We start from the raw sequence: 19,524 nt of genomic DNA, 5'->3' as shown, positions 1-19,524 counted from the left end.
CATCACCATACTACTAAGTATATTTAATTGAAGTCAACCAGAAGTGAAAAAATGAGTGGCGGGCGTAGCACGGCAACATGTGCGAGCCGGGCGTGTTGCAGGTAAAGTACAGACCTGACGCAATACCTGAGTCAATACCTGACTGACACGCTACCAACGGAGACCAGATGCAACATCCAGGGACCTTGATCCGCGAAATGCTGGCGCGTAGCGGCGCCGTGCCGGTGCCCGGCTGCTACGACGCGCTCGGCGCCTTGCTGATCGAACAGGCCGGCTTTGAAGCCGCCTACATGACCGGATTTTCGCTCGCTTCCAGCTACGGCAAGCCCGACATCGGCCTGCTCACCATGACCGACATGGTGCAGCAGGCGACGCGCATCGCCGAAGCGGTTTCCGTTCCTGTGCTGGTCGACGCCGACACCGGCTACGGCGGCGCGGCCAACATCGTCGAAACCGTACGCGCCTTCGAAAAGGCCGGCATCGCCGGGCTGCACCTCGAAGACCAGATCATGCCCAAGAAATGCGGCGCCATGGCCGGCAAGAAACTGGTGCCGATCGAAGAAATGTCGCTGCGCCTGAAAGCCGCACGGGCTGGGCGGAAAAGCAGCGAATTCGTCATCATCGGCCGCACCGACGCCATGACCATCTACGGCCTGGAAGAAGTCATCGTGCGTGCAAAGGCAATGGAGCGCGCCGGCGCCGACGCCGTCATGGCACCCTCGCTGAGTACACCGGCCGAGCTGGGAGCGGTGGCATCCAGCGTGAAGATCCCGGTGATCTACGTCGCCGCCGAAACCGTCCGCCCCAATTACACGCGCCAGCAACTTGCCGCCGCCGGCTTCGCCATGTCGCTGTATCCTCTATCGCTGATCCAGACCACGTTCAAGGCGCAGCAGGACATGTTGCGCAGCATGTTCGCCAGCGGCGACACCGTGCAGCTGGTCGACGGCATGGCGCAGTTCGCCGACGTCGGCCGGCTGGTCGGCGTGGAACGCGCCGCCGCCTTCGATGCAGAGCTGGCGACGCAAGTGAACGAAGGGAGCTGACCGCTATGGGCGCAACCATGACGCAGAAAATTCTTGCGCGCACCAGCGGCAAGGACAGCGTGCAGCACGGCGACATCATCTGGGCCAGTCCGGACCTGGTGACGGCGCCGGAGGTGTCGTTCTCCGCCTATATCAAACGCATCCGCGAAATCGGCGTCACAAAACTGGCGCATCCCGAACGCGTCGCCGTCATCATCGACCACGAAGTACCGGTGCACAGCGCCGCCGGCGCCGAGCGCAACGAGCTCACACGGCAGCTGGCGCAGGAGTGGTCGGTCGGCCATTTCTTCGACGGTGTCGGCATCACGCATCCCCTCATGGTGGAGCAGGGCCTGGTCGCGCCGGGCATGTTCGCCGCCGGTGCCGACAGCCATGCGCCGGGATTGGGCGCGGTCGGCGCCTTGTCGGTGCCGTTCGGCTTTGAAGTATCGATGGTGCTGGCCACCGGCCAGATCTGGATGAAGGTGCCCGAGACCATCCGCGTGCGCTTGCACGGCGCCTGCCGCCCCGGCGTGGCGGCGCGCGACATTGTGCTGGCGACCATGCAGCAACTCGACGACGAAGCCACCAGCTATCGCGTCATCGAATACCAGGGCGAAGGCCTGTCCACGCTGTCGGTGCCGGAGCGCATGACGATCTGCGGCCTGTGCGTCGACGCCGGCGCCAAGTCCGGCATCGCCGCCGTCGATCAGCGCTGCATCGACTACCTGCGTGCGCATGGCGTGGCCGATTCGGCTCAGCTGCAAGCGCCGGCGTCAATCAACAGCGACGCCGACGCCGAGTACGCCATGACCATCGATATCGACCTGGCTACGCTGACGCCGCGCGTGTCGATCCCGCCGTCGCCCAACCATGTACGTGAAGCGCAAGCGATGTCCGACATCGTCATCCAACATGCCTATATTGGCTCGTGCGTGTCCGGCTCGATTGAAGACATCCGTTCCGCCGCCGCCATCCTGCGCGGTCGCAAGGTGCATGCCGATGTGAACCTGCTGGTGATTCCCGCCACGCAGCAAGTGTTCCAGCAGGCTTTGCAGGAAGGCCTGCTGACTGAACTCACCGCTGCCGGCGCCACCATTTCACCATCGACCTGCGGCCCCTGTTTCGGCGGCATCGCACGACTGACCGCAGGTGAACGCCGCATCAGCACCAGCACGCGCAACGACCCGGGTCGCATGGGCAGCAACGAGGCGGAAATTTTCCTGGCCAGCGCCATGACCGTGGCGGCCTCCGCCATTACGGGCCACATCACCGATCCACGCGCTTATGCTGAAGGAGGTGCGGCATGAGCGTCGCCGGCAAAACCAGCAGCGGCCGCGCCTGGAAATTTTCCAGCGACATCTCCAGCGACCAGCTGATCTCGGCGCGTCACGTATTCGAGTTCGATCCGCGCATGCTGCGCCATCATCTTCTGACCGAAGTGCGGCCCGAGTTCGCCCAACAGGCGCAACCGGGCGACGTCATCGTGGCCGGGCGCAACTTCGCCCACGGCAGCAACCACAGCCATCCGTTCCTCGCGATGAAGGCGCTGGGCGTCGGCCTGCTGGTGCGGTCGTTGTCGCGCGGGCCGTTCCGGCTGGCGATTTTCATGGGCGTGCCCGTGCTGATGGCGGGCAGCGACGTGCTCGACGCCATCGACGACGGCGATCAGCTCGACATCGACTTCAGCCGCGGCGCGATCTTCAATGCGACCAGCGGCAAGCAGATGCAGGTGGAGCCATTGGCGCCTTTCCTGCAGGACATTGTCAATGCCGGCGGCGGCCTTGAATTCGTGAAGTCGCAGTTGATTTCCTAGTTGCAGATTTGCCAAGACGGTTCTTATTTGCTCTATGATGCATGCCATTCAGGAGTCAACCGGATGTCAGTTATGTCGATCGTGCGAGACACGTCATTCAGCCAGGAAGCAAACGCTGTGAACAGTCCTGCGGCCATTGTTGTCGAGGCCTTGGAGAAGACCTATGCCACCCACGACGGCGGCAAGGTGCAGGCGCTCGGTCCGATTTCGGTGACGGTGCCGCAAGGCGGTTTCATGACCATCGTCGGCCCCTCGGGCTGCGGCAAGTCGACCCTGCTCAAATTGCTGTCGGGCCTGATCCCGCGGTCGGCCGGCTCGATCAAGGTCAACGGCGAAGAAGTGCACGAACCGCATCGCGACATCGGCATGGTGTTCCAGAGCCCGGTATTGCTGCCGTGGAAAACCGCCATCGACAACGTCCTGCTGCCGGCGCGGGTACTCGGCCTCGACATGGCGTCCAGCCGCGTGCGCGCGCAGGAATTGCTGGACATGGTCGGCCTGGCCGATTTCGCCAACCGCTATCCGAGTGAATTGTCGGGCGGCATGCAGCAACGCGTCGCCATCGCCCGCTCGCTGATCCACGATCCTTCCATCCTGATGATGGACGAGCCGTTCGGCGCGCTCGACGCCATGACGCGCGAGGTGATGAATCTGGAGCTGCTGCGCATCTGGCGCAAGGCCGGCAAGACGGTGATCTTCGTGACGCATTCGATTCCGGAAGCGATTTTCCTCGGCACTCACGTGATGGTGCTGTCGAATCGTCCGGGTCGCATCGCCGACCTGGTGACGGTTGACCTGCCCGCCGAGCGCGGTCTCGACATCATGTCGACCGACGCCTTCGGCGTGTACAGCAAGCGCATCCGCAGCCAGTTCAACACTCAGGGGTTCATCTGATGGAAAGCATCCCTACCAGCGCCGCAGCCAACTCCGGTATCACGTCGGCGCCTGCCTCTTTCAGCCTGCGCCGCACGCTTAAGGCGCGGCCCGAACTGCTGCTGATTCCGGCCGTATTCGTCGCCGTGGTGGTGGTGTGGGAAGCGATCATCCGCTTCTTCGAGATTCCGATCTACATTATGCCGGCGCCCTCCAATATCGCGCTGGCGCTGGTCAACACCGCCTATCTCGACAACGCGCTGTACACGCTGGGGGAGGCCATGCTCGGCTTCCTGCTGGCGGCCTTGTTCGGCATCGTGCTGGGCGGCCTGATTGCGCAATTCCCGCTGGCGGAAAAGACGCTGTATCCCTACCTGATCGCGATCCAAACCACGCCCAAGGTGGCGGTGGCGCCGCTGTTCATCATGTGGTTCGGTTTCGGCATGACGTCCAAGGTCATCATCGCGGCGACGATCGCCTTCTTCCCCATCCTGGTCAACGTCATCAGCGGCTTGCGCTCGACCGATCCGGCGCGGCTGGAACTGATGCGCTCGTTGCGCGCGACGCGCTGGCAGATTTTCACGATGGTGCGCCTGCCGGGCGCGCTGCCGATGATCTTCGCGGGACTCAACATCGCGATCATCTTCAGCATCCTCGGCGCCATCGTCGGCGAGTTCCTCGGCTCGCGCAAAGGACTTGGCAATGCCATCATGCAGATGAACGTCAACCTCGACACGGCGGGCGTGTTCGCCACGCTGTTCGTGTTGTCGGCGATCGGCGTGTGCCTGCACGTGTTGATGAGTTTTCTGCAACGCAAGGCTTTGTTCTGGGCTGACAGTTCGCGCATACCCACCGTTTGAAATGCAGCGATAAAAACAAAAATGACGGAGACGAACTGATGTAGCCCCCATCTACGGGAGGCAGCATGAGTAGCTTTTCCTTGAAACCCTTGTCGTCGGCGCTGGGTGCCGAAGTGATCGGCGTCGACATGCGTAGTCCGCTGGACGAGGAGACGGTGCAGGCGCTGACCGATGCCTGGCATCGCCACATCATCCTGCTGTTTCGCAACCAGCCGCTGACGTTCGAGGAGCACATCGCCTTCAGCCGCCATTTCGGTGCGCTCGACGATCATGCGGCGATTCCCAAATTCCGCCATCCCGAACATCCGGAAATCCTGCTGGTCACGAATTATGAGGCAGGCGGCAAACGCCTCGCCGTAGGCCGTCAATGGCATTCCGATCTGTCGACCACCACGCGTCCGGCCAAAGGCTCGCTGCTGCATTGCGTGGAGTTGCCTGAGGTCGGCGGCGATACCATGTTCTGCAATATGTATAAGGCCTGGGACAGTCTGTCGCCGACGCTGCAATCCATCCTCGACGGCCGCAACGCGCTGCATGACATGACGGCGGCGCGCGAGACGCGGCTGGTGCGCACCAGCGACGAGCTGGCCGACATCCGCCGCCGCAATCCGCCGGTCTACCAGCCGATTGCGCGCGTGCACGACGGCAGCGGACGCAAGGCCTTGTATGTGAGCGAGATGACGTCGGTGGCGATCGAAGGCATGACGGAAGAGGAGAGCCGGCCGCTGCTGCAATACCTGTACGACCACAGCGTCGTTCCGGAAAACGTCTACCGCCACCGCTGGCAACTCGGCGACACCATGATGTGGGACAACCGCAGCGCCATGCATATCGCGCTGGCCGATTACGACCACAGCCAGCGCCGCATCATGTACCGCACCACGCTGCTGGGCCAGCCGAGCGGGCGTGTCGCCGATCTCCCGGCGGAAGATGCCGCGGTCAGGCCGGCGGCAGTATTTCCTGCAGTTTCTCTACCGGCCGGCACAGGCGAGCACCGCGCGCAGTGACGACGATGGGGCGGTTGATCAGGACCGGGTCTTCCAGCATCAGGTCGATCAGCTGTTCGTCGCTCCATCTGGCGTTGTCCAGATCCTTCTCGTCGTAGGACGTGCCGCGCCGGCGCATGATATTGCGCACCGGTTCGCCGGTGGCCGCAACGATCTTTTTGAGCGTGGCGCGATCCGGCGGCGTCTTCAGGTATTCGATGACATCGGGCTCGATGCCGGCGGCGCGGATCATTTCCAGCACGTTGCGCGAGGTGCTGCATTTCGGGTTGTGATAAATGGTGACGTCGGACATGGTGCTCCCCTGGTTCAAAAACGATGTGCGCAAGCATAGCCGATCGGAGAAGATCCGGTTCCGGCTCAGCTGAAAATACTTCATCTCCCCGCGCGGCGACAGCTGCTATAGTAAAACGCTCGGCGAGAACGTGCAGCGCACACGAGCGAGCACGGCAAACGTCCCATTTCCAGGAAAACAGAGGAGCACAGAAGATGGCAGCACCGAAGAAAATCGCATTGGTCACCGGCGCCGGTTCCGGCATCGGCAAACAGATTTCGCTGGCTTTGCTGCGCGACGGCTATGCCGTCGTGCTGGCCGGCCGTCGCCAGGAACCGCTGGAAGAAACCGTCAAGGCGGCCGGCGAATTCGGCGCCAATGCGCTGGTGGTGCCGGCCGACGTCAGCGATCCGGTTTCGGTGAAGAACCTGTTCGCCAAGACCAAAGAGAAATTCGGTCGCCTCGATCTGTTGTTCAACAACGCGGGTATTTTCGCGCCGCCGATGTCGCTGGAAGAACTGAGCTACGAGCAATGGAAGTCGGCGGTCGACATCAACCTGACCGGCGTCTTCCTGTGCACCCAGGAAGCGTTCCGTCTTATGAAGGAACAATCGCCGCGCGGCGGCCGCATCATCAACAACGGTTCGATTTCGGCGCACGCGCCGCGGCCGTTCTCGGTGTCGTACACCGCGACCAAGCATGCGATTACCGGTCTGACCAAGTCGACCTCGCTGGACGGTCGCCGCTACGACATCGCCTGCGGCCAGATCGACATCGGCAACGCCTCGACCGACATGACCGAGCTGATGAAGAAGGGCACCTTGCAGGCCGATGGATCGACCCAGGTTGAACCGACCATGGACGCCGGCCATGTGGCGAAGGCCATCCTTTACATGGACAGCCTGCCGCTGGATGCCAACGTGCAATTCATGACGGTGATGGCGACCAAGATGCCGTTCATCGGTCGAGGTTGATACGCTCTTCCGCAAAGAAAAAACGCTGCTCTCAAGGCAGCGTTTTTTTTATGTCTGCTGGTTTTTTAGACCGGCCCAGCGCGGTGTCAGCGCATGCGCAATGTCGTAGAGGTCAAGCACGCGGCCCAGCGTGTGGTCGATCATTTCCTCGATGGATTGTGGGCGATGATAGAAACCGGGCAGGGGCGGGAAGATGATGCCGCCCATTTCGGTGACGCTGGTCATGTTGCGCAGGTGGGCGAGATTGAACGGCGTTTCGCGCACCATCAGCACCAGGCGGCGGCGTTCTTTCAGGACCACGTCGGCGGCGCGCGAGATGAGATTGTCGGACAGGCCGTTGGCGATGGCGGCGAGCGTCTTCATCGAACAGGGCGCAACGATCATGCCCGAGGACGTGAATGAACCGCTGGCGATCGAAGCGCCGACATCGCGCACCGGATGGACCACGTCGGCCAGCGCCTCGACGTCCTTGCGGCTCATGTCGAGTTCCTGATGCAGGTTCAGCACGCCGGCTTCGGATACCAGCAGATGGGTTTCCACACCGGCGTCGCGCAGCACGCCCAGCAGGCGCACGCCGTACGCCACGCCGGTCGCGCCGGTGATGGCGACGATCAGGCGGCGGCGCGGCGGTGCGGAATTTGTCGCGATGGACAGGGGATCAGCCCTTGAACAGGGTTTGCAGTTCGCCCGATTCGTACATTTCGCTCAGGATGTCGGAGCCGCCGATGAATTCGCCCTTGACGTACAACTGAGGGATGGTCGGCCAGTTCGAGTATTCCTTGATGCCCTGGCGCACGTCGGCGCTTTCCAGCACGTTGACGGTGACGATGTTTTCCGCGCCGCTGGCCTTGAGCAGTTGGATCGCCTTGCCCGAGAAGCCACACTGCGGGAATTGCGCGGTGCCCTTCATGAACAGCACGACAGGGTTTTGGGTAACGGTTTCCTTGATCCAGGATTGGACTTCGCTCATGACTACACCTTCAAAAAGTTCGCAATGCCGCCATTATATGAAAAAGCGGGCGTGCGCGTTGGGAGAGTGCCGTTGCACAGGGGAATGTCTTTCAGGCAACACGGCGCGGGTGGGCTGCTGTGACCAACATGTAAATGATTTGCAGGATTGCAAGAGATGCCTTGCGAGGCAGGTGGGGAAAAAGTGTAAAAGATTTTGAAAGATATTGAAAATACGCGATGAAGTTGTCGTTGCAGAAACAAGAAAGGGCGCTTGCGCGCCCTTTTTTTGGTGCCGGTCCAGTCCGCCGGCTAGTTGGCTATCACGAGGCAGCTGCGGGCAACGGTTCTTCCGGCAGGCGTTTTGCCATCGAGTGATGGTTTTGCACGCGGTCCTTGTGCTTGATCACCTGGCGATCCAGTTTGTCGATCAGCATGTCAATGGCGGCGTACAGGTCGTGTGCAATGCTCTCGGCATGCAGGTCTTTCCCCTTGATATGAACGTTTATTTCTGCCTTCTGGCGTTTTTCTTTTTCGGTCAGCTTGTCTACGCTGAGAATGACACTGATGTCGATCACATGGTCAAAGTGGCGCTTGATGCGCGTCAGCTTGTTTTGCACGTACTCGCGGATGGCGGGGGTCAAATCGAGATGATGGCCACTAATGGTCAGATTCATACAGCACTCCTATCGTGAGATTGCTGGAGGTTCTTACGCATTGTCCGGTTGCTTGCAGGCAGCACCAGAACAAAACACCCGAACTCAACAGAACACAGCAACGATGCTTTGCTACAGAAAAACTTACAGAGATTTGCGGAGATTCACCGGCGGAATTTTGAGCACTTCGCGGTATTTCGCGACGGTACGTCGCGCCACCACCATGCCCTGTTCCGCCAACATATCTGCAATCTTGCTATCAGAGAGTGGGTTCTTAGGGTCTTCTGCTCCTATCAGTTGTTTGATGAGAGCCCGTATCGCAGTGGAGGAAGCTTCACCTCCGGTTTCTGTTGCGACGTGGCTGCCGAAGAAGTATTTCAACTCAAACATGCCATGCGGGGTCAGCATGTACTTCTGAGTCGTTACACGAGAAATAGTGCTCTCGTGTAGACCCAGTGTATCAGCTATTTCGCGCAACACAAGGGGTCTCATGGCAACGGCGCCATGTGAAAAAAAGTTGCGTTGCCTCTCAACAATTGCCTGGGCGACACGCAAAATTGTGTCGAAGCGCTGACGCATATTTTTGATCAGCCACTTGGCTTCCTGCAGCTGCGAACCGAGCGAGCCGTCGCCCTTGGCTTGCTTGAGTGCGTTGGCGTACATGGCGTTGACGCGCAGCCGTGGCATCACGTCGTGGTTGAGCAAAACCTGCCAGCCGTCCTTGGACGCTTTGACAATCACGTCGGGCACCACGTAGTCGGATCGGCCCGATGCAAACATGGCGCCGGGATGTGGATGGCACTGGCGAATCACGGCTTGCGCCTCGCGCAGGTCTTCATCGTCGCAACCGAGCGCTTTCTTGATTTTATTGAAATCACGCTGGGCGAACAGCGCCAGGTAATCTTCAACGATGGTCAGCGCCAGCCGGCGTGTGACAAAGGCAACTTTCGGCAAGCGCCGGACCTGCAGCGCCAGGCATTCGGAGGCGCTACGCGCGCCGACGCCGGCCGGCTCGAAGCTCTGCAGCAGCTTCAGTGCAATGGTCAGTTCGTCAAGTTCGATTTCCAGTTCTTCGGGCAGGCGCGCGTGGATTTCTTCCAGCGATTCTTCGAGATAGCCATGGTCGTCAATCGCATCGACGATCAGTTCGATCAGCGCACGGTCGCGCAAGCTGCGCACGGTCAGGCGGGTCTGCTCCTGCAGGTGTTCGCGCAGCGTGACGTCGTGGGCTTCGAGTTGCGGACGCGAGTCTTCGTCGTCGGGTGTCTTGCCGGTGCGGGCGACGTCGTCGAAGCTCCAGTCGGCATCGCCGCTCGCATGCTCGTCGCCGCTTGCGCTGTCCTGCGGATCGCCGGCTTCGCCTTCCGCGGGTGCAGCGCTGGCGGCGCTGTTTTCGACCGGCTCCGCCTGCGCCGAAGACGGGCTGCTGAGGGCGCCGTCGGCAAGCAGCCGCACGGAATTGTCGAGCGCATCGTCGAGGCGTTCCAGCAGCGGATTGTCCGACAGGATCTGTTCCAGTTCCTGGTGCAGTTCCAGCGTCGACAGCTGCAGCAAACGGATCGACTGCTGCAACTGCGGCGTCAATGCCAGATGCTGAGAGGTGCGAAGCTGGAGGGATTGTTTCATTCAGTTTTCAGTTGGCAGCGTATTGCCTGCGGATTACATGCGGAAGTGTTCGCCCAGATACACGCGGCGGACGGACTCATCGGCGATGATGTCGTCAGGGCTGCCGCTGGCCAGCACGGTGCCCTGGTTGATGATGTAGGCGCGATCGCAAATGCCCAGGGTCTCGCGCACGTTGTGGTCTGTGATGAGCACGCCGATGCCGCGTTCCTTGAGGAAGCGCACGATGCGCTGGATCTCGATCACGGCGATCGGATCGATACCGGCGAATGGTTCGTCGAGCAGCACGAAGCGCGGATCGGTCGCCAGCGCACGGGCGATTTCGACACGCCGGCGTTCGCCGCCGGACAACGACAGTGCCGGGCTTTCGCGCAGCTTCTCGATCTGCAATTCGTGCAACAGGCTGTTGAGGCGGCCTTCGATTTCATCACGGCTGAGCGACTTGCCGTTTTCCTTGCGCAGTTCCAGTACGGCGCGGATGTTGTCTTCCACGTTGAGCTTGCGGAACACCGAGGCTTCCTGCGGCAGATAAGACAGGCCGAGCTGCGCGCGCTCGTGGATAGGCAGCCGAGAAATCGCCGAACCGTCGAGATCGATCTCGCCGCCGTCGGACGGCACCAGGCCGACGATCATGTAAAACGAGGTGGTCTTGCCGGCGCCGTTGGGGCCGAGCAGGCCGACCACTTCGCCGCTGGCGACTTCGAGCGAGACGTCGCGAACGACCTGCCGCGCGCCATAGCTCTTTTGCAATCCGCGTACTACGAGAGAACTGATCGCCATCTTATTGGCCCTTCGAAGAATCGACGCGCGGCTGGATGATCGCGGTGATGCGACCGCCGCCGGGTTTGCTTTCGCCGGTGTTGGTGTTGTTGACCGAATAGAACTCGGCACGGCTGTCGTAGGAGATGAACTCGCCGTTGACTTCATCGGTCACGCGCGGGCCGTCCATGCGCTGCATGTGGGCGCGCGTAAACAGTTTCGAGATTTCAGTCTTCTCGCTGTATTCGATGCGTTCGGCCTGGCCTTCGATCCACAGGTTGGGGCCGCCGTCGCGTTTCTGGCGGAAGCTGGCCAACTGGCCGGGCGCCGCATAGAGGATAGCCAGTTCATAGCCGGACGGATCGGTGGTCAGCACCACCTTGCCGGCCTTGATCAGCAGCGTGCCGCGCGTGAGCACGACGTTGCCGGTGAAGGTCTTCACCTGCTTGACGTCGTCGTACACCATTTGCTCGGCTTCGATGCGGGTCGGCTTTTCAGTGTCGGCGCGTTCGGCGCGGGCGAGGCCGGCAACGCTCATCAGGAGCACGGTGAGCAGCGGCAGTAGGGATGTCGTTTTCATAGGATCCTGCGCAAGTATCTCGTTTTGATTATGCCAATTGGCGATGGGAGCTGAAGACTGACGGCTAACGCGGCGGACGTGAGCGCGGCTGGTACGTGCCGCGCACATTGTGGAGCAATTGGAATTCCTGTGTCGCGTTGTTGGCGATCATGCCGGTGCCGGTCATGATGGATTGCCCCATCGTGATTTCAACCGGCTTGTCGGTGCGCGCGATGTCTTCGTCTGGCAGCAGCAGCAGGTATTCGGTTTTCAGATGCATGTCTTCGGCAGTACCGAACGCGGAGCGGTCGGCATTGACGTTGTCATACATGTGGATCTTGCTGTTGTCGTCTTCAATCCTGGCACGCTGCGAGCGCAGGGTCATCGGCGGCTTTTCCTTGGTCAGGCTGGTGATGACGGGCAAGGTCACTTCGAACGAATCGTCGGTCGGGAAGTGCACCATCTTCTTGCCGGTGATGTCGTAGCGCGGCTGGCCGGTTTCGGACATCTTCACGTAGCTGAAATCTTCGACGTAATAATCGGGCTTGCTGCGCGGACGTGCGGCAAGCGTGTCGTCGGCGTTGCGCCGCATGACCTGCAGCACCCAGAAGCTGCCGAGCGCCAGCGCCGTCAGCACCACAAGCACGACAATCAACCGGATGCGCTGCGCTGCGCGTTCGCCGCTGCGATTGCTCATGCCAGGTAAGCGGCCAGCGCCGCCTCGTAATAGCCTTGCGCGGTCAGGATGAAGTCGCAGACCTCGCGCGCCGCGCCGTTGCCGCCGGTGCAATCGGTGATGTAGTCGGCGCGCTGCTTGACGTCATGATGGCCGTTGGCCACACAGGCGGTGAAACCGACCTTGGTCAGCACCGGCAAATCGATCACGTCATCGCCGAGGTAGCCGCAGGCGGAGGCCGCGATGCCGGTTTGTTCCAGCAACTGCGCGAAGGCGATGCGCTTGTCGTGCACGCCCTGGAACACGTGGGCAATGCCCAGGTCCTTGGCGCGGCGCAGGACGATCGGCGACTGGCGCGCGGTGATGATGGCCGTGGCGATGCCGCCGAACTGCTGCAGCATCTTGATGCCGTGGCCGTCGAGTGCGTTGAAGCGTTTGACCGGTTCGCCTTCGGGGCCGTAATACAAGCCGCCGTCGGTCAGCACGCCGTCGACGTCGAAAATCATCAGCCGGACTTGCCGGGCATTGGCGACGGCCGCCGCACTGGCCTTGCTGAATCGATCTGTCATCAGATCACCTTGGCGCGGGTCAGGTCGTGGATGTGCAGCGCACCCACCAGCTTGCCCTGGGCGTCGGCCACCAGCACCTGGTTGATGCGGAATTCTTCCATCAGCTGGACGGCGTCGACCGCCAGCTGATCGGGATTGATGGTGCGCGGACCGCGATGCATGACGTCGGCGATCGACGATTTGGTGAAATCTTCACCGCGCTCCAGCAGGCGGCGCAGGTCGCCGTCGGTAAATACGCCGATGGGATGGTTGTCATCGTCGACGACGGCGGTCATCGCCATGCCCTTGCGGGTGATTTCCATCAGCGCCGCCGACAGCGTCACGTCCGGCTTGACTGCGGGAATAGCGTCGCCGGTGCGCATGACGTCGCGCACATGGGTCAGCAGGCGGCGGCCCAGCGCGCCGCCCGGGTGCGAGCGGGCAAAGTCTTCTTCCAGGAAGCCGCGCGCGTCCAGCAGCGACACCGCGAGGGCGTCGCCCATGGCCAGCGTGGCGGTGGTACTGGCGGTCGGGGCGAGGTTGAGGGTACAGGCTTCCTTGGCCACGCCGACGTTCAGGTGGATCGCCGACAGGAGCGCCAGGCTCGATTCGTCGTTGCCGGTCATGGCGATCAGGTAGGCGCCCATGCGCTTGATGATCGGCACGATCGCCATGAGCTCGGCGGTCTCGCCGGAATTCGAGATGGCAATGAAGACATCGTTAGGAGTCACCATGCCAAGATCGCCGTGCGCGGCTTCGGCCGGGTGCATGAACAGCGCCGGCGTACCGGTCGAGGCGAAGGTGGCGGCGATCTTGCGGCCGATATGGCCGGATTTGCCGATGCCGGAGACCACCACGCGGCCCTTGCATTCCAGCAAAACCCCGACGGCGCGGGCCAGCGGTTCGGCCTCGGCGTCCGACATGCGGGATTTCAGCGCCAGGATGGCGTCGGCTTCGATTTGCAGGGTTTGACGGGCGAGCTCAAGCGCGCGGCGGGCGCGTTCTGTGGAAAAAGATTTTGGCAAGATTTTGGCTTCGGTTACACTCATATCCGAAGTATAAACGAATTACGAAAGCAAAAAACTTGCCAGATGTAACCTCGTGTAGCGTCAGGGATGTCGCGCCGCCGGATCCTGCCCCGCAATCTGCGGTGCAACAGCACGAACAGCCTGGGGGACAAGGCTGGTCGCAGCAGGCTTGCTGCAATGCGATACCGATCGGAATCCATGGCGGCAGGGCGGGCATGATTCTGGCTTAACAGGCCTTGCGGCCTCCACTTATAAAAATTGCTTCGTTTTCCACTACATGTTTTCAGGACTAGAGCTCACTCTTTTTCTACTCGGCGCTGCGGTGCTTGGGGTCGTCGCTTTTCGAATGATGCATCTGCCACCGATGCTGGGCTACCTCGTCGTCGGCATCGTCATCGGCCCGCATGGACTCGGCTTCGCCGACGACAATGAAACCACGCACGCGCTGGCGGAGTTCGGCGTGGTGTTCCTGATGTTCTCGATTGGCCTGGAATTCTCGCTGCCCAAGTTATCGGCCATGCGACACATCGTCTTCGGCCTCGGCGTGGCGCAGGTGCTGGCAACCATTGCGGTGGCCATGGTGTTCGGCTGGAGCACCGCCTTCATCCTGCCGCAACTCCACGAAATCAGCTGGCCGGCCGCATTTGCGCTGGGTGGCGCGCTGGCGATGTCGTCCACCGCGATCGTCTCCAAACTGCTGACCGAGCGGCTTGAACTGGAAACCGAACACGGCCGCCGCATCCTCGGCATCCTGCTGTTCCAGGATCTGGCGCTGGTGCCTCTGCTGATCATCGTGCCGGCGCTGGCGAAGAATTCCGGCAACCTGGTCGTCACGCTGGCCTGGGCCTCGATCAAGGCGCTGGTGGTGCTGGCCTTGCTGCTGTTCTTCGGCCAGAAGCTCATGCGCAGCTGGTTCCAGATCGTCGTCAAGCGGCGCTCGCAGGAATTGTTCATGCTGAACCTGCTGATGATCACGCTGGGCGCGGCCTGGATCACCGAAAAGGCCGGCCTGTCGCTGGCGCTGGGTGCGTTCATTGCCGGCATGCTGATTTCCGAAACCGAATACAAGCATCAGGTGGAGGAAGACATCAAGTCCTTCCGCGACGTGCTGCTCGGACTGTTCTTCATCACCATCGGCATGCTGCTCAACGTGCACCTGGTGCTCGAGCATTGGTGGCTGGTGCTGCTGCTGCTGGTCGGCCCGGTGCTGCTCAAGTTCGTGCTGATCGCCGGTCTCGCCAAACTGTTCGGCTCGACCACGGGCGTGGCGCTGCGCACCGGCCTGGCGCTGGCACAGGCCGGCGAGTTCGGCTTCGTGCTGCTGAACCAGGCGGGCGGTTTGCAACTGATGGACCCCTTGCTGATCCAGGTGATCCTGGCCTCCATGGTGCTGTCGATGCTGGCGGCGCCGTTCCTGCTGGCCAAATCCGACGCCATCGTGATGAAGCTGTCGGCCAACGAGTGGATGCTGCAATCGCTGGCGCTGACGCAACTGGCCACGCGCACCATGTCGAGCCAGAAGCACGTGATCATTGCCGGCTTCGGCCGCAGCGGCCAGAGCCTGGCCAAGCTGCTGGAAGAAGAAGGCATTCCCTACCATGCGCTGGAGATGGACCCGGACCTGGTGCACGACACCCGCGAAGCCGGCGCCAACGTTTCCTACGGCGACGCCGCGCGCCGCGAAAGCCTGGTGGCTGCCGGTATCCATCGCGCCGCGGCGCTGGTGGTGACCTACGCCAGCACGCCGTCGGCGTTGAAGGTTTTGCATCATGCCAATGAACTGGCCCCGACTCTGCCGGTCATCGTGCGCAGCCACGACGACGCCGATCTCGACAAGCTGCTGGAGGCTGGCGCCACCGAAGTCGTGCCGGAAGCGCTGGAAGGCAGCCTGATGCTGGCCTCGCATGCGCTGGTGATGCTGGGTGTGCCGCTGCGGCGCGTGGTGCATCGCGTGCAAAGCGCGCGCGACGAGCGTTACACCTCCCTGCGCGGCTATTTCCATGGCGCCTCGGACGTGCCCGAAGACAACGACAACCTCAACGTGCGGCTGCAATCGGTGGCCCTCAACGAAGGCGCTGCGGCGATCGGCAAGACGCTGTACCAGGTCGCGCTGGAGCAATTCGACACCGAGGTCACCATGCTCAGGCGCGGCAAGCTGCGCGTCGAATTCAAGCCCGACACGGTCTTGCAGACCGGCGACATCGTGGTGTTGCGCGGCACCGGCGAAAACATCCTGCGTGCGGAAAAACGCCTCCTCAAAAAGTAAACATGGAAATCCTTGAGCGCATCACCGGGATCATCCTTCCCGTCTTCGCCATCATCGCCATCGGTTACGGCTATGCGCGCTGGCGCGGCGAAGTGGTGCGTTCCGACATGGCCTCGGTCAATCGCGTGTCCATGGAGGTGCTGGCCCCGCTGATGGTGTTCAGCGCCTTGTCGGCGAAGGACTTCGATCTCGCGCACAACGGCTGGCTGATTCTTGCCAGCGTGATCATTTCGCTCGGCTCCGGCTTGCTGGCCTGGCCGGTGGCAACAATGCTGGGCTACGACAAGCGCACCTTCCTGCCGCCGATGATGTACAACAACGGCGGCAACATGGGCGTGCCGCTGATGCTGCTGGCCTTTGGTCCGGAGAGTCTGTCGGCCGCGGTGGCCTTGTTCACGGCGGCCACTTTCATCTATTTTTCGCTGGGCATCAAGATGCTGCAGCATGGCCGCACGACCAGCATGCGTCCCGGCTCCTTCCTCAAGCTGTTCAAGAGCCCGATCATGGTCGCCATGGTGCTGGGCGTATTGTTCGCGGTCTTGCACGTGCCGCTGCCGCAGCCGCTGTTTTCGGCGATGAAGCTGCTCGGCGAAGCCAGCATTCCGATCATGCTGTTTGCGCTTGGCGTGCGCATGATGGACATCAGCTTCAAGAGCTGGCACATCGGCCTGGTCGGCGCGGTGACGTGTCCGCTGGTCGGATTGATCGTCGCCTTTGCGCTCGATCAGGTGTTGCCGTTGACGGCGGGCCAGCGCGGCCAGATGTATCTGTTCGGCGCCTTGCCGCCGGCGGTGCTGTGTTTCATGGTGGCCGAGCAATACCGTCAGGAACCTGACAAAGTGGCGTCGATCGTGCTCATGGGAAATCTCGCCGCACTGGTTTTCGTGCCTCTGGGTTTGTGGTTGGGATTGCAAGCTTCAATCCGTTGAAATGCACCGTGCCCGGGGCGTTGTTTGGCGGATGTTGGTACGGGAAATGCTTACAAAATATGGAACTCTGGGTGCTTAATCGACTGTAAGGAAGTTGTCATGTTCAAGAATTTTTCCATCAAGGCGCGCCTCATTTTCGTCGTCAGTTTTCTGTCCGTTCTGCTCGCGCTGTTTGGGGCCGTCGGCCTGACCAGCCTGCAACAAACCAATTCCGCGCTTAAATCGCTCTACGAAGACCGTGTAATTGCACTCGGGCAACTGGCGCAGGTGACCACCGCCGTTGAGTCCGGCCGTTACGCCATTTCGACGGCCATCGTCGGCGATTCGGGCGAAATCGACAAGAACATGGATGCGCTCGAGAAGACCCTGCAAGACGGCGAGAAGGTCTGGCAGGCTTATCTTGCGACATACCTGACGCCGGAAGAAAAACAGCTGACCGAACAATTCACCGCGCAAAAGAAGAAGTTCATCGCCGACGGTGTCAAGCCGGCCATGGAAGCGCTGCATAACCGGGATTTCCAAGGCGCGACCGACCTGTACAACGGTCCTTTGCTGGAAATATTCAAGCAGATCAACGTCACCATGGCCAAGCTGACCCGCTTGCAGCAGGACGTCAGCAAGCAGCTCTACAACGAATCGCAGGCGCGCTACGACACCTTCCTGACCATGACCATCGCCGCCATCGTCATCGGTTTGTCGGTTGCGCTGATCATGGGCATCTGGCTGGTGCGGGCGATTTCCGGTCCGCTCAATGAAGCCGTCCGGGTGGCGCGCGGCGTGGCCGACGGCGACCTGACGCAGGACATCGTGGTGCATTCGCGCGACGAAGCCGGCCAGCTCATGGAAGCCCTGAAAACCATGAACGCCCGTCTGCAGCAGATCGTCGGCGAAGTGCGCGTGAGCACCGACACCATTTCCACCGCGTCCAGCGAAATCGCCACCGGCAACCTCGACCTGTCGGCGCGTACCGAAAGCCAGGCCGGTTCGCTGGAAGAAACCGCCTCGGCCATGGAAGAACTGACTTCGACCGTCAAGCAGAATGCCGACAACGCGCGCCAGGCCAATCAACTGGCGGCCTCCGCATCGCAGATCGCACAAGAGGGCGGCAACGTCGTCAGCCAGGTCGTGGTGACGATGAACAACATCAACGATTCGTCGAAAAAGATCGTCGACATCATCAGCGTGATTGACGGCATCGCGTTCCAGACCAATATCCTGGCGCTGAATGCGGCGGTGGAAGCGGCGCGTGCCGGCGAGCAGGGCCGCGGCTTTGCCGTGGTGGCGTCGGAAGTGCGCAGCCTGGCGCAGCGTTCGGCTGCCGCCGCAAAAGAAATCAAGACCCTGATCGACGACTCGGTGCAGAAGGTCGGCGAGGGCAGCAAACTGGTCGAGCAGGCCGGCGTCACCATGGACGAAGTGGTCGCCAGCGTCAAGCGCGTGACCGACGTAATGGGCGAGATCACGGCGGCCAGCCAGGAGCAGAGTTCCGGCATCGAAGAAGTCAATCGCGCCATCACCCAGATGGACGAGACCACGCAGCAGAACGCCGCGCTGGTCGAGCAGGCCGCTGCTGCTGCGCAATCCTTGCAGGACCAGGCGCAACGCCTGACGCAGTCGGTCAGCGTGTTCAAGCTTGACGGCAACCGCCAGCTGGCGGCCGCGCCGAAGATGATGGCGCCGGTGCGCACCGTCGACATCACGCCGCGTCCGGCAGCGGTCGCGGCGGCAAAGAAGCCCGCGGCCACACCGGCCAAGGCGGCAAAGCCCGCTGCTGCGCCGGCCTTGCCCGCGAGTGCAGCGGTCAAGCCGAACGACGATGACTGGGAACAGTTCTGAGGCGTTTCTTCAGGACTTGCTTCGAGACGTAAAAAAGGGTGTTGCCGTTGCCGGCAACACCCTTCTTCTTGTGCGTCATCAGTCGTTCGTTAATCCAGCGCGATATCTTCCGCCGCCGCCGATCGCGTCCCCGCCACCGGCGCATTGCTGCGGCCGTGATACGCGAACACCACCGAAGCCTTGACCTGGTCCGAACTGTTGCGACCTGCGGCGTGGAACAGGCCGCTGTGGAACAGCACAACGTCGCCCTTTGCTAGCGGCACGGAAATCCCCTGCGCAAACAGCGCCTGGTTGGCCGCTACTTCCGGACGCAGGAAATCGAGTTCATCCATTTGGTCCGGTTGCAGTTGCAGCAGGTGCGAACCCGGGATGAATTTGAGGCCGCCGTTGTCGGCATGTTCCGGACCCAGCGCCAGCCAGACCGAAATCAGCTCATTGCGCGGGAACGACCAGTAACGGATATCGCGATGCCAGCCGGTCGCCGTGCCGAAGGTCGGATGCTTGGTCATCACGCAATTGTGATGCGCCAGCGTGACGCTGACCGGCTCCTCGAACAACTGGTGCAATGCCGCGACCAGCGTGGGATTGGATGCCCACGCGCGGAAATGATCGTCGCGCTGCCAGGCCGCGCGCAAGCGTCGCGCAGTGCGTCCACCCGGTGCGTCGAGCGAAGCGGGGGCGCCGGCGTAGCCGACTTCGGCTTCGTATTCGAGCGGCGCCACGGCCTGCTGCACATGCGCGCGCGTTACCGCCAGCATGTCGTCGCAGGCGGCGGCCGGAACGAAGCCCTTGAGCAGCAGGTAACCCTGGCTGCGGAAGGCCTCGATCTGGGCTGAAGAGAGTGGAGCGTGCATGGCTGGCCTTGCGTCC

General features: G+C 61.7%; 19 protein-coding genes and 2 pseudogenes. 10 read left to right on the top strand and 11 right to left on the bottom strand.

The annotated features are described in order from the left end of the window. The first annotated feature begins 167 nt into the window (after positions 1 to 167). The 6 genes and pseudogenes from ACIROW_RS10925 to ACIROW_RS10900 all read left to right on the top strand — a co-directional run. Entirely contained in the window at positions 168 to 1,046 is an 879-nt protein-coding gene (locus tag ACIROW_RS10925; protein ID WP_402275152.1) for an oxaloacetate decarboxylase, read from the top strand. Between the two features lie 17 nt (positions 1,047 to 1,063). Then, positions 1,064 to 2,335 (top strand): aconitase/3-isopropylmalate dehydratase large subunit family protein, encoded by a 1,272-nt coding sequence (locus tag ACIROW_RS10920; RefSeq protein ID WP_402275149.1) that lies wholly within the window; start codon positions 1,064 to 1,066, stop codon positions 2,333 to 2,335. Further along, positions 2,332 to 2,841 carry a 3-isopropylmalate dehydratase gene (locus ACIROW_RS10915; RefSeq protein WP_402275147.1) on the top strand — a complete coding sequence of 170 codons (510 nt, stop codon included), beginning with the start codon at positions 2,332 to 2,334 and terminating at the stop codon, positions 2,839 to 2,841. Before ACIROW_RS10920 ends, ACIROW_RS10915 begins: the two co-directional genes overlap by 4 nt. Positions 2,842 to 2,913: 72 nt before the next feature. Beyond that, positions 2,914 to 3,735 carry an ABC transporter ATP-binding protein gene (locus ACIROW_RS10910; RefSeq protein WP_402275145.1) on the top strand — a complete coding sequence of 274 codons (822 nt, stop codon included), beginning with the start codon at positions 2,914 to 2,916 and terminating at the stop codon, positions 3,733 to 3,735. Further along, positions 3,735 to 4,574, top strand: coding sequence for an ABC transporter permease (locus ACIROW_RS10905; RefSeq protein ID WP_402275143.1), 840 nt, complete (start codon positions 3,735 to 3,737; stop codon positions 4,572 to 4,574). Before ACIROW_RS10910 ends, ACIROW_RS10905 begins: the two co-directional genes overlap by 1 nt. Before the next feature lie 65 nt (positions 4,575 to 4,639). Then, a pseudogene (locus ACIROW_RS10900) lies at positions 4,640 to 5,398 on the top strand (TauD/TfdA dioxygenase family protein); the annotation flags it as partial. An 84-nt stretch (positions 5,399 to 5,482) separates the two neighbouring features. Here the strand turns inward: ACIROW_RS10900 and arsC are convergent. Then, positions 5,483 to 5,873, bottom strand: a pseudogene (gene arsC, locus ACIROW_RS10895) (arsenate reductase (glutaredoxin)); the annotation flags it as partial. A gap of 194 nt (positions 5,874 to 6,067) precedes the next feature. Here arsC and ACIROW_RS10890 point away from each other — a divergent pair. Further along, complete coding sequence (locus ACIROW_RS10890) at positions 6,068 to 6,826, top strand: SDR family oxidoreductase (protein WP_402275141.1); 759 nt, start codon at positions 6,068 to 6,070, stop codon at positions 6,824 to 6,826. Between the two features lie 48 nt (positions 6,827 to 6,874). On the opposite strand, the gene ACIROW_RS10885 is transcribed toward ACIROW_RS10890, so the two are convergent. From ACIROW_RS10885 to ACIROW_RS10845, 9 genes are all read right to left on the bottom strand, one after another. Continuing rightward, the gene (locus ACIROW_RS10885) at positions 6,875 to 7,474 is read right to left on the bottom strand and encodes a UbiX family flavin prenyltransferase (protein ID WP_402275940.1); all 600 of its coding nucleotides are present in this window, start codon (positions 7,472 to 7,474) and stop codon (positions 6,875 to 6,877) included. A gap of 10 nt (positions 7,475 to 7,484) precedes the next feature. Continuing rightward, on the bottom strand, positions 7,485 to 7,796 hold the full coding sequence (gene grxD, locus ACIROW_RS10880) for a Grx4 family monothiol glutaredoxin (protein ID WP_053195041.1): 312 nt from the start codon (positions 7,794 to 7,796) through the stop codon (positions 7,485 to 7,487). Between the two features lie 301 nt (positions 7,797 to 8,097). After that, positions 8,098 to 8,451 (bottom strand): ribosome hibernation-promoting factor, HPF/YfiA family, encoded by a 354-nt coding sequence (gene hpf, locus ACIROW_RS10875; protein WP_402275139.1) that lies wholly within the window; start codon positions 8,449 to 8,451, stop codon positions 8,098 to 8,100. Between the two features lie 123 nt (positions 8,452 to 8,574). Continuing rightward, positions 8,575 to 10,056, bottom strand: a complete 1,482-nt coding sequence (locus tag ACIROW_RS10870; protein ID WP_402275137.1) for an RNA polymerase factor sigma-54 — start codon at positions 10,054 to 10,056, stop codon at positions 8,575 to 8,577. Between the two features lie 33 nt (positions 10,057 to 10,089). Next, the gene (lptB, locus tag ACIROW_RS10865) at positions 10,090 to 10,833 is read right to left on the bottom strand and encodes an LPS export ABC transporter ATP-binding protein (protein WP_402275135.1); all 744 of its coding nucleotides are present in this window, start codon (positions 10,831 to 10,833) and stop codon (positions 10,090 to 10,092) included. 1 nt (position 10,834) lies between these two features. Next, a complete protein-coding gene (gene lptA, locus ACIROW_RS10860; RefSeq protein WP_402275133.1) occupies positions 10,835 to 11,392 on the bottom strand; it encodes a lipopolysaccharide transport periplasmic protein LptA in 558 nt (185 codons plus the stop codon). Between the two features lie 64 nt (positions 11,393 to 11,456). Further along, the gene (lptC, locus tag ACIROW_RS10855) at positions 11,457 to 12,068 is read right to left on the bottom strand and encodes an LPS export ABC transporter periplasmic protein LptC (RefSeq protein ID WP_402275131.1); all 612 of its coding nucleotides are present in this window, start codon (positions 12,066 to 12,068) and stop codon (positions 11,457 to 11,459) included. Further along, positions 12,065 to 12,616 carry a KdsC family phosphatase gene (locus ACIROW_RS10850; protein ID WP_402275129.1) on the bottom strand — a complete coding sequence of 184 codons (552 nt, stop codon included), beginning with the start codon at positions 12,614 to 12,616 and terminating at the stop codon, positions 12,065 to 12,067. Before ACIROW_RS10850 ends, lptC begins: the two co-directional genes overlap by 4 nt. Beyond that, complete coding sequence (locus ACIROW_RS10845; protein ID WP_402275126.1) at positions 12,616 to 13,644, bottom strand: SIS domain-containing protein; 1,029 nt, start codon at positions 13,642 to 13,644, stop codon at positions 12,616 to 12,618. The genes ACIROW_RS10850 and ACIROW_RS10845 overlap by 1 nt, the downstream gene beginning before the upstream one ends. Before the next feature lie 256 nt (positions 13,645 to 13,900). Here ACIROW_RS10845 and ACIROW_RS10840 point away from each other — a divergent pair, with 256 nt between their 5' ends. The 3 genes from ACIROW_RS10840 (at position 13,901) to ACIROW_RS10830 (ending at position 18,654) form a co-directional block, all read left to right on the top strand. Continuing rightward, entirely contained in the window at positions 13,901 to 15,889 is a 1,989-nt protein-coding gene (locus ACIROW_RS10840; protein WP_402275124.1) for a cation:proton antiporter, read from the top strand. Positions 15,890 to 15,891: 2 nt separating this feature from the next. After that, positions 15,892 to 16,818, top strand: a complete 927-nt coding sequence (locus ACIROW_RS10835; protein ID WP_402275122.1) for an AEC family transporter — start codon at positions 15,892 to 15,894, stop codon at positions 16,816 to 16,818. A 99-nt stretch (positions 16,819 to 16,917) separates the two neighbouring features. Then, the gene (locus tag ACIROW_RS10830; protein ID WP_402275120.1) at positions 16,918 to 18,654 is read left to right on the top strand and encodes a methyl-accepting chemotaxis protein; all 1,737 of its coding nucleotides are present in this window, start codon (positions 16,918 to 16,920) and stop codon (positions 18,652 to 18,654) included. Between the two features lie 89 nt (positions 18,655 to 18,743). Here ACIROW_RS10830 and ACIROW_RS10825 read toward each other — a convergent pair whose 3' ends face one another. Then, the gene (locus ACIROW_RS10825; RefSeq protein ID WP_402275118.1) at positions 18,744 to 19,508 is read right to left on the bottom strand and encodes a phytanoyl-CoA dioxygenase family protein; all 765 of its coding nucleotides are present in this window, start codon (positions 19,506 to 19,508) and stop codon (positions 18,744 to 18,746) included. Positions 19,509 to 19,524: the final 16 nt, after the last annotated feature.

Origin of the sequence: Herbaspirillum sp. NPDC101397 (genome assembly GCF_044767325.1) — a bacterium.
Classification (GTDB): Bacteria; Pseudomonadota; Gammaproteobacteria; order Burkholderiales; family Burkholderiaceae_D; genus Herbaspirillum.
The sequence above is the reverse complement of the archived record's forward strand: the minus strand, read 5'-3'. Positions and strand labels throughout refer to the sequence as shown.